General features: G+C 52.8%; 8 protein-coding genes. 5 read left to right on the plus strand and 3 right to left on the minus strand.

The window, feature by feature from the left end; genetic code table 11:
• Window positions 1–34: 34 nt before the first annotated feature.
• Window positions 35–2,863, minus strand: coding sequence for a post-COAP-1 domain-containing protein (locus VGS11_02320; protein HEV2118934.1), 2,829 nt, complete (start codon window positions 2,861–2,863; stop codon window positions 35–37).
• A gap of 167 nt (window positions 2,864–3,030) precedes the next feature.
• Between VGS11_02320 and VGS11_02325 the strand changes: the two genes are divergently transcribed.
• Window positions 3,031–4,023: an NAD(P)-dependent alcohol dehydrogenase gene (locus VGS11_02325; protein HEV2118935.1), complete on the plus strand. Its 993-nt coding sequence runs from the start codon at window positions 3,031–3,033 to the stop codon at window positions 4,021–4,023.
• A complete protein-coding gene (locus VGS11_02330; GenBank protein ID HEV2118936.1) occupies window positions 4,020–4,286 on the plus strand; it encodes a hypothetical protein in 267 nt (88 codons plus the stop codon). Before VGS11_02325 ends, VGS11_02330 begins: the two co-directional genes overlap by 4 nt.
• A 65-nt stretch (window positions 4,287–4,351) precedes the next feature.
• On the opposite strand, the gene VGS11_02335 is transcribed toward VGS11_02330, so the two are convergent.
• A complete protein-coding gene (locus VGS11_02335; GenBank protein ID HEV2118937.1) occupies window positions 4,352–5,173 on the minus strand; it encodes a hypothetical protein in 822 nt (273 codons plus the stop codon).
• 286 nt (window positions 5,174–5,459) lie between these two features.
• On the opposite strand from VGS11_02335, the gene VGS11_02340 reads away from it, so the two are divergent.
• Window positions 5,460–5,906: a hypothetical protein gene (locus VGS11_02340; protein ID HEV2118938.1), complete on the plus strand. Its 447-nt coding sequence runs from the start codon at window positions 5,460–5,462 to the stop codon at window positions 5,904–5,906.
• A gap of 30 nt (window positions 5,907–5,936) precedes the next feature.
• Here the strand turns inward: VGS11_02340 and VGS11_02345 are convergent, their stop codons facing one another.
• Window positions 5,937–6,389, minus strand: coding sequence for a hypothetical protein (locus VGS11_02345; GenBank protein ID HEV2118939.1), 453 nt, complete (start codon window positions 6,387–6,389; stop codon window positions 5,937–5,939).
• A 234-nt stretch (window positions 6,390–6,623) separates the two neighbouring features.
• Here VGS11_02345 and VGS11_02350 point away from each other — a divergent pair, with 234 nt between their 5' ends.
• A complete protein-coding gene (locus tag VGS11_02350) occupies window positions 6,624–6,797 on the plus strand; it encodes a hypothetical protein (GenBank protein ID HEV2118940.1) in 174 nt (57 codons plus the stop codon).
• Window positions 6,797–7,318: an Hsp20/alpha crystallin family protein gene (locus VGS11_02355; protein HEV2118941.1), complete on the plus strand. Its 522-nt coding sequence runs from the start codon at window positions 6,797–6,799 to the stop codon at window positions 7,316–7,318. Before VGS11_02350 ends, VGS11_02355 begins: the two co-directional genes overlap by 1 nt.
• Window positions 7,319–7,745 lie beyond the last annotated feature (427 nt).

Genomic DNA, 7,745 nt, shown 5'->3' on the forward strand with positions numbered 1-7,745 from the left:
GGGTGAAAACTAGTATGAGCGAGATTGAGGTGGGCTAGTGAATCTCTATGGTTCCTCCCTGGAGGACTCCGGACTTTGAGTATCCTGTTCCGAGTTGGATAGAGAAGGTGTCTTGCCCGCTTGGGTTGTCGTTGTCTTGGACGGTGATCTGGAAGTTGGTTGTAGTCCCGTTAGCTGTGCCTGTTCCTTGGATCGTTACGGTGTTGCCATTGAAGAAGGCCGAGGTTATCAGAGCTGTTCTGAAATCAAGACCCGTTGCGTGGTCTTGGTAGCCGACCTTTCCTTTGATTCTTCCAGACTGGTCGACCTTTACCTCGATGCTGAAGCTTCCATGGTTTTGTTGCTGGTCGACGAAGATGAAGCCTCCCCCTGTTACTTTGCACGTGGTACCCGCTGGGCAGTTGGTAGGCATGGTGGTCTGGCCTAGAACATAGTCGAAGGCGCGCGTCGCGTCGGCGTCTTGGAGAATGGGGTTGTGAGTTATGTGACCGAAGGTTAGGGCTGTCACGCTGAACAGAGTGTCACCAAGAATGGGGCTTCCGATATCGGCTAGTGGAGTGGTTATCGTGAGGATTCCCGTCAACGTGTTGATGGTGCCTGTCTCAACCTTCTCGTTCGGGTAGACGATAATCTTGCAGTTCTGCGGGGAAGTTGTGACGCATCCATCGCCTGGAGGTATTCCAGTGGTTGGGGCTGCAGATGTGCCGGAGCCTGCGAAGAATATTGGGGTCTGGCCCGCTGTGCTATTAGCTCCCATGTAGAAGATTCGGTAGCTCTCTTCGCCCCCGTCTCCTGCTGAGAGGAACTGCCATCTGGTCAGCCAAACTATCCCGTTGGATCCTGTGGGCGGCAGGAGGGAGGCGAGGTTCGCTAGCTGAAGTGTCACGGTGAGGTGGGAGATGTCTGGGCGTGAGAGCTGAGCTGACAATAGGTCTAGCGCTTGCTGGTTGGCGCCTGCTCCTGCCGGGGAGTAGTGGGGCACTTGGGCGTCGCCTGCTGGATCAGTTACGCCGGTGGCGATGTTTGGATTTGCAGGTGTAAGTGTTGTTCCGATTGCTGACGGGCCTGCTGTTTGCGTAAGCTCGAACAACGCTGCCCCGTGGTGCTGGTTTGTGAGGTCGTTGATGATGATGCGGGCTGCGCCGTTGGCGTCAATGGCTACTGAAAAGAAGTCTGCGAGTGTGCGGTCTCCTCCTGAGACCGTGCAGCCTAGGCCTTGAGTGCATATCTGGCCATAATCTGTGGGATGCTCGCTAGCCTGGACCTGGTAGATTGTAGGCGTAGTCGTCGCGCCTTGGACTTGGACCAGGTAGGGGAACCATTTGACCGTGGTTGCTGCTTGGCGGTTGTTGAGCCATGACGGGAATGAGTTTGGGTCCCCCCGAGTGCTGGTTCCGTAGAAGACGATGTCGACGGTACCAGATATTCCGGCTATTGCCCAAGGCATTATGTTGGTATTCGCTGGGTCCCCGTTGACCTGTAGTGGAGTGGACCAGGTGTTGCCCGCGTTGGTGGAGCTGCTGAGGTAGACGTTGTTGTTCTTTGTGTCTACCCAGACGACGTAGACATTTCCTGCCTGGTCTGTCGTTAGGGAGGCGAATAGGTGTCCTACTGCTCCTCCAGGACTGACCGGCGCTGCGAGGGTGGTGTAGGTTAGGCCGGTTCTCTGGCTCAGGTTGACGTGCGCTCTGGTGATTTCGACATGGTCGGATCGAAGGCAGGGCAGGTAGAGGTAGCGTAGGACAGGGTCGAAGGTTAGGCGTCCGCATGGGGCACCAGTAGCAACGAATTGTGGGACCGTTCCTGTTCCAGCGTTTGTGAAAACCAGTCCTCCTGTCACATCGGTTGTGCCAGTCGAACCTGGTGAGGAAAGTATCTGGGAGCCTTGGACAGCCTGACGGTAAGTAAGGAAGATCGTGTTGTCGGACGACGCTGAGGTCGGGCCGTTGTCTACTGCGAGCCATTGTCGATCGACGGCAGTGTTTTGTGCGGCGACGAGTTGTGTTTTCCAGTTGTTTCCTCCGTCGTTAGTGACTGCGACGGCGACGTTTCCGAGACCTTCTAGGTCTGCGAAGTAGGCGAATCCTTGATCGTCTGTTATGATGTCGGAGTCTCCACCTCCGACTGGTGTGATGTTGGGTCTCAGCCCGTCTGGCGAGACGATGTGGAAGCTATCGCCCTGGTCTGTGGATTTTGCGACAAAGCCTTGGCCGGTGCTGAAGCCCCAAGGTCCTGATTCCCAGATGTTCCCAAACTGGTCGATGTGAACTAATGGTTCTCCCTCTGTCCGCTGAGGGTCGACAATTGTGGCTGGTCCGAAGGAGAGGCCGCCTGTGGGGAAGGTCGGGTTGGGGACCGGGCCGCCATTGGTGAAGGAGAGGGCTGCGGAACCGGAGTAGGAGGACATTGTGACTAGGAAGGGAGTAATTCGAGCCTCGTACATGCCAGGTATAGGGCTGACGAGGACAACCTGCTCTTGTGTCTCGCCTCCTCCGAGGGTTGAGGAGCCGACTAGTTGGCCGTCGCTTTGGCGGTAGATGTAGAGGTCGAAGTCGTTGGAGCCGCTCGGCCAGGTGATCGTTATCGTGACTGTGCCGGTATGAGTTGTCCAGAAGTTGCTGGCGAGGTTGATGTTAAGGAAGAAGTGGTCGCAGAGAACGTTCAACGGGTCAGCGCTAGGTGGACATGTCGAGGGGTCTGCATTGGCCGCTGTAACATAGTTTGCTCCGGTCCATGTGAGAGATTGATTGGTTGTATCGAGGGTTCCAGAGCCAGGATTAGCAGCGTGAACCCCTCTCAACATCGATATCGAGGATAGAACTAGGATGAACAGAACGGCGATTCTGATAGCTTGCCGAACCAACCCTTGTTGACCCGACCCTCAATCAGCGTCATGCTGCATTTAATGGAAGTTTCGAGAAAAGATAATTTCGGGAGTCGATAATATTCCAGGCCGATATATCAGCGGCTGATACTTATCGTAGAGAAACAAACTCGTGGGACTAGATCAAATAGCTGTAGGTATTCGAATTGAAAGCGATTGTATGCACAAGGTACGGGCCTCCTGAGGTTCTTCAGCTCAAGGAGATAGAGAAACCTTCTCCCAAGGAGAATGAGGTACTGATCAGAGTTCATGCGACTACTGTCACGGCGGGGGACGTTGGTTTGCGGAGTCTCAGGTTTCCTTTGTTGTCTCAGCCTCTTGTGCGAGTAGGATTTGGTTTCAGGGGACCGAGGATGAAGATACTGGGGCAGGAGGTGGCCGGGGAAATTGAGTCAGTAGGTGGCGCTGTGAAGATGTTTGGGAAGGGAGACCAGGTTTTTGCCTGGACCGGTTTCCATCTTTGTGGCTACGCCGAGTACATCTGTCTGCGTGAAGGAGGGGTGTTAGCGAATAAGCCTGCCAATATGGGCTATGATGAAGCCGCGACCCTTGGGGTCGGAGGGCTTGAGGCCTGGCGTTTGTTTAGGAAGGGAAATGTGCAGAGTGCAGAGAGGGTCTTGATCAATGGTGCGGGTGGAAGCATCGGCACGTACGCGGTGCAGATTGCCAAGTACTACGGGGCAGAAGTGACCGGCGTGGACAGCACCGGGAAACTGGACATGTTACGGTCGATTGGTGCACACCACGTTATCGATTACACGCAGGCCGACTTCACCAGAAACGGGGAGACCTATGATGTGATTTTTGACGTGATTGGCACGAGCTCGTTTTCACGCAGCCTAAGATCGCTAAAACAAAATGGACGCTACCTCCTGGGAAACCCGAGACTGTCGCATATGATTCGGGGAGGATGGGTTTCACGGAGAACCAGCAAGAAGGTAATCTTTGGTGGAACAGGCCGAGCAGAAGATCTATGGATGCTCAAAGAGCTTGTCGAAAAAGGCGGGATCGTATCGGTGATAGATAGACGCTATCCACTGGAAGAGACCGCAGAGGCTCACAGGTACGTCGACACGGGCAAGAAAAAGGGAAACGTGATCATAACTGTGGGAAAAATGAATGAGTCGGGTCCAGCTTGAGATTTGACAAACACACCCTTCAGACACTTGAGTTCGCGCTCATTGTCTTGGGATTCTTGTTGTTTCTTGTCGCCTTACTCGGCGGCTCCGGGGTAACAACTTGTCCAGTAAGTGGTTGCGTCCCTGGACCATACCAGTGGTATGCGGCGGTAGGCTTTCTCGCATTCGTTTCCGGCATCGCTCTCATGATTCTTGGAATAGTCCTGCTGATCCTCGCGCGAGACATGAAACCAGAGCAAGAAACGGACGTACCTCCACCGTAGATGATTGAAGAGCATGGAAGATGTGAGAATAATCCTCTCAGCATCTTGGATTGCACTCCCTTGCCTCAGAAGTGAGCGTTGAGATATTCTATCCTCTTCGTTATGCTCCGACTGGGCCAGCCGATGTTTGCCTGCTTGTCATGCTCTCTGAGCGATTCAAGCTTGTTCAATGCAGCAAGCAAGGATTCTCGCCCTAGAAGTTTTGCGACCATAGAATCCGCGCGCAAAATCATCCGTCGGCGGAAGAAGGAGTAGCTTATCGCTAATAGAGCGAAGAAGCATAGACCTCCACCGATCAGTGCAGCTTGTATGATTGGCTGTGAGGAATTCAGTGGGAGTGAAGACGTTAGTTGAAGCAGGAGTATGGGAGTTAGGATAATGAGTGCGAGCCTCCACGCAAGTCCGCGAGATCGAGCGCCTTTGAGTTTCTTGTAGAATATCAGCGGGGCAGCTAGGATTGGCCTCCACTCTTCCACTTGCAGACGCCCGCCGAGCAGCGGCGAGATGAGCATTGTCTTGCCGATAATCTCGGGATAGGAGGGATCGACTGGAAGCTCGGTCGCCGAAACCTGGAAGCTGTTGCGGGAGGGTACCCACATTTCTTGATCGTGTGTCACCTGAACCAGCTTCGAGCGTTTGAATATCCAGTAGGTAGGCTTGTAGAACGCCTCGCTAGGATGATCCTCAAGTCCCAGCTTGGTGGATAGCTCGTCGACGATCTGAGGAAACAGCGGATCTTCCCCATACTGTTGTCTCATGTCAGCTAGCAGCTCTGGAAGGGTAGCTCCGCATATCGCACAAACACCGTTCTCATGACGGTTCATCGAGCCACACTTGGGACACTGTCTAATCGCCAGATAATCAGTCTCATATCTAGGCGTGAGCATGGCCTTTCCCTTCTAGCACTCTCTCTCGCGCCAGGACCGTTACTACGAAGATAATTGCAACTCGAAACCCAGGACGTGTCCAGCCGGTACAGGAAACAGTCAGCATCCTACAACTCTAAGGGAGTCCGGCTTGAAGTCCGTTTGACATCTGCGTGGGATTGGAGCTCTGAATCGGCCTGCCACGGCAACCCCTTGTGGACTCGCCATTTTTCCTTTGTCAAAACGAGAGGCTACCATATCGAGAGACCGAAAGAACTTTGAATCAGGGCAAGTGAATGAATCGGTTATGACTGAAAGGAAAAAGGAAGACGAAAAGAAGCCCACATTGCCACCATTCGTTGACCCCCAACTTTTCGTGGCGGTCGAACAGGCGAATCGTAAACTGAAAGAGATAATGAAGGTTACAGAGCCGACAGACGAGATGCACAAGTCTGTCCAAAGAATAACAGAAGTCAACGAAATGATGCTGAGGCGTCAAGCCCAGTTGAGGAAGCTGTTCGAACCATCCGAGAGCGTAAGGAAATATCTTGAGAGAATCAGGCAACTAGTCGAGCAACTGACTCGAACAAAGATGAGTGAGCTACCCGTGATATCCAGAACCATCATCCCCCAACTTGAGATCGAAGTCTCCGGCTATGTAGAGGCATTTGAACGAGCATTAGCAGAGAAAGAGGAAGAGATAGCAGCTCTGAAGGCAGAGCTTGAAGCGTTAAAGTCAAAAAAGGAGACCTAAGTGGAGACCTACCACCGGCGACCCTAAGACCTAGGGGCTTACCGGAGCACTTCTCCCAATGTAAGCTCTAATGCGCGGTCTTGTAACAAGATACGCAACAGGCATTTCGGCCAGGATGATATCATTGATAAGAATGAGCAAGACGGTCGCTCCCGCCGGGTACACGGTCCCTCCCGTAAGTGTCGCCGCAATGCCTATCAGCGCCGCGTTGAACAATACCGAAACCGCGGCAAGCACCATCGCAAGAGGCCGCGACCATCTCCCCCGCATCCACAGTCCACCAGCCGCAGCGAATGACAATAATGCCAGTACGATCTCAACCGCCCCTATCGCGGTAAACGTTCCCGAACCCCCCGGAGCCGTAAGGCCGAAGAGTTGAAGATCTATCAGCAAAGCTCCAACCAACAATATCAAAAGTCCGGTCAAACCTTCGAGAACCACTAGGGTCCTGACCCCTCTAGGTCTCAGGCTACTCACCTGCATGACCACGGGATTCTCCAGGTGGTCCTATAAAATGGGTTGCTGAGCTCCGCATGATAATATGATTCAGCTTGTTGAGGGTAACTGAGCGTAAGACTATTCTTGTCGAAATGCAAGATCCGCAGCACTGTTGAGAGTGCGCAGAGTGCCTGCCGCTAAGTCGGTGATCTGCCCTAGTTAAAAGTCTTATAAGCGAGTAACAGCTATTACATGGTAGTAACAAAAGGAAGAATAGCAATGCTAACCAATATGAATTTCCCGACCGACGTCTGGGCGACGATCAGCCCAGGACTCCTCCACGATCGTGTCCCCAGTTTTCGGAGAGAAGCCCATCAGCTCAAGATTACTTTGAAACCGGTCCCACGGACCCCTGTCCACGGCCGGAATCAGGCAATTAGGGTGACCTCCTAATGACCTTAGCTCTCACATCCAGAAAGAAAACTGTACCAAAAGCGGTTGCGAAGGCGAATAAGCCTGCGCTTGCCGTAAAACAACCTCCATCGAGTCTTACTCATCCAGTGGACAAGTTGTTAGAAGCAATGACCCTCATCCCTTGGGACCCATTCCGGGGATTCGAGTGGCCTGTTGAATATGAACTGCCAACGCGAATACCTTACGTCGACGTTATCGACTCCGACAACGAATACGTCGTGAAAGCAGAGCTCCCAGGGCTGAAGAAGGAAACCCTGAACATTCAAGCTGGCACAAACGAGCTGTCGTTGGCCGCTGAATCTAACGTGGAGACGGAGGAGCAGGGAAAAACCTATCTGCACAGGGAAAGAGCTTTCTCCACATTCCGCCGAAACATAGGCTTTGCCGAAAGCATAGACACACAAAAAGTATCGGCAAAAATGGCTGAAGGCATTCTCGAAGTGAAACTTCCCAAGCTTGAGCGCAGGTCCGAAAGAAAGACCCGAAGAATAACACTGTAAAGGCCATCGCTCGGCCCCACTAAACGGACCTTTTCAGATCACAACTAGCTCGGTTGCCACGCTAGTTGTTCCATCTCTCGCAAACAAGAATTCTGCAGAACCAGTTTCCCCGAACTCCAACCTACTCGAGAATTGGCCATGACGATTTCCAGTACAGAGGCATCTTAAGGAAGGTTGGAAGAGTCGGATTGGGTGAAAAAATAGATGCCGGCGAAGAAGAAGAGTAAGAAGAAGTCTTCAAAGTAGGAAGCGTATAGTAAGAGATTTCAGCCTTCTCTGCATTCTTAGTCGAGGTATTGCCCGCTCGCGGCGGACTTGGAGGTTAGTCCGCTGGGAGCGGCGAATAGCGTGTAGAGGTGCCAGGGCCCTCATCTCATTCGTAAAATAGAATCGCTTCGCGTAGAATCTCTCCTAGTGACACTGGCGT

The sequence above is a fragment of the Candidatus Bathyarchaeia archaeon genome (genome assembly GCA_035935655.1).
Classification (GTDB): Archaea; Thermoproteota; Bathyarchaeia; order 40CM-2-53-6; family 40CM-2-53-6; genus 40CM-2-53-6.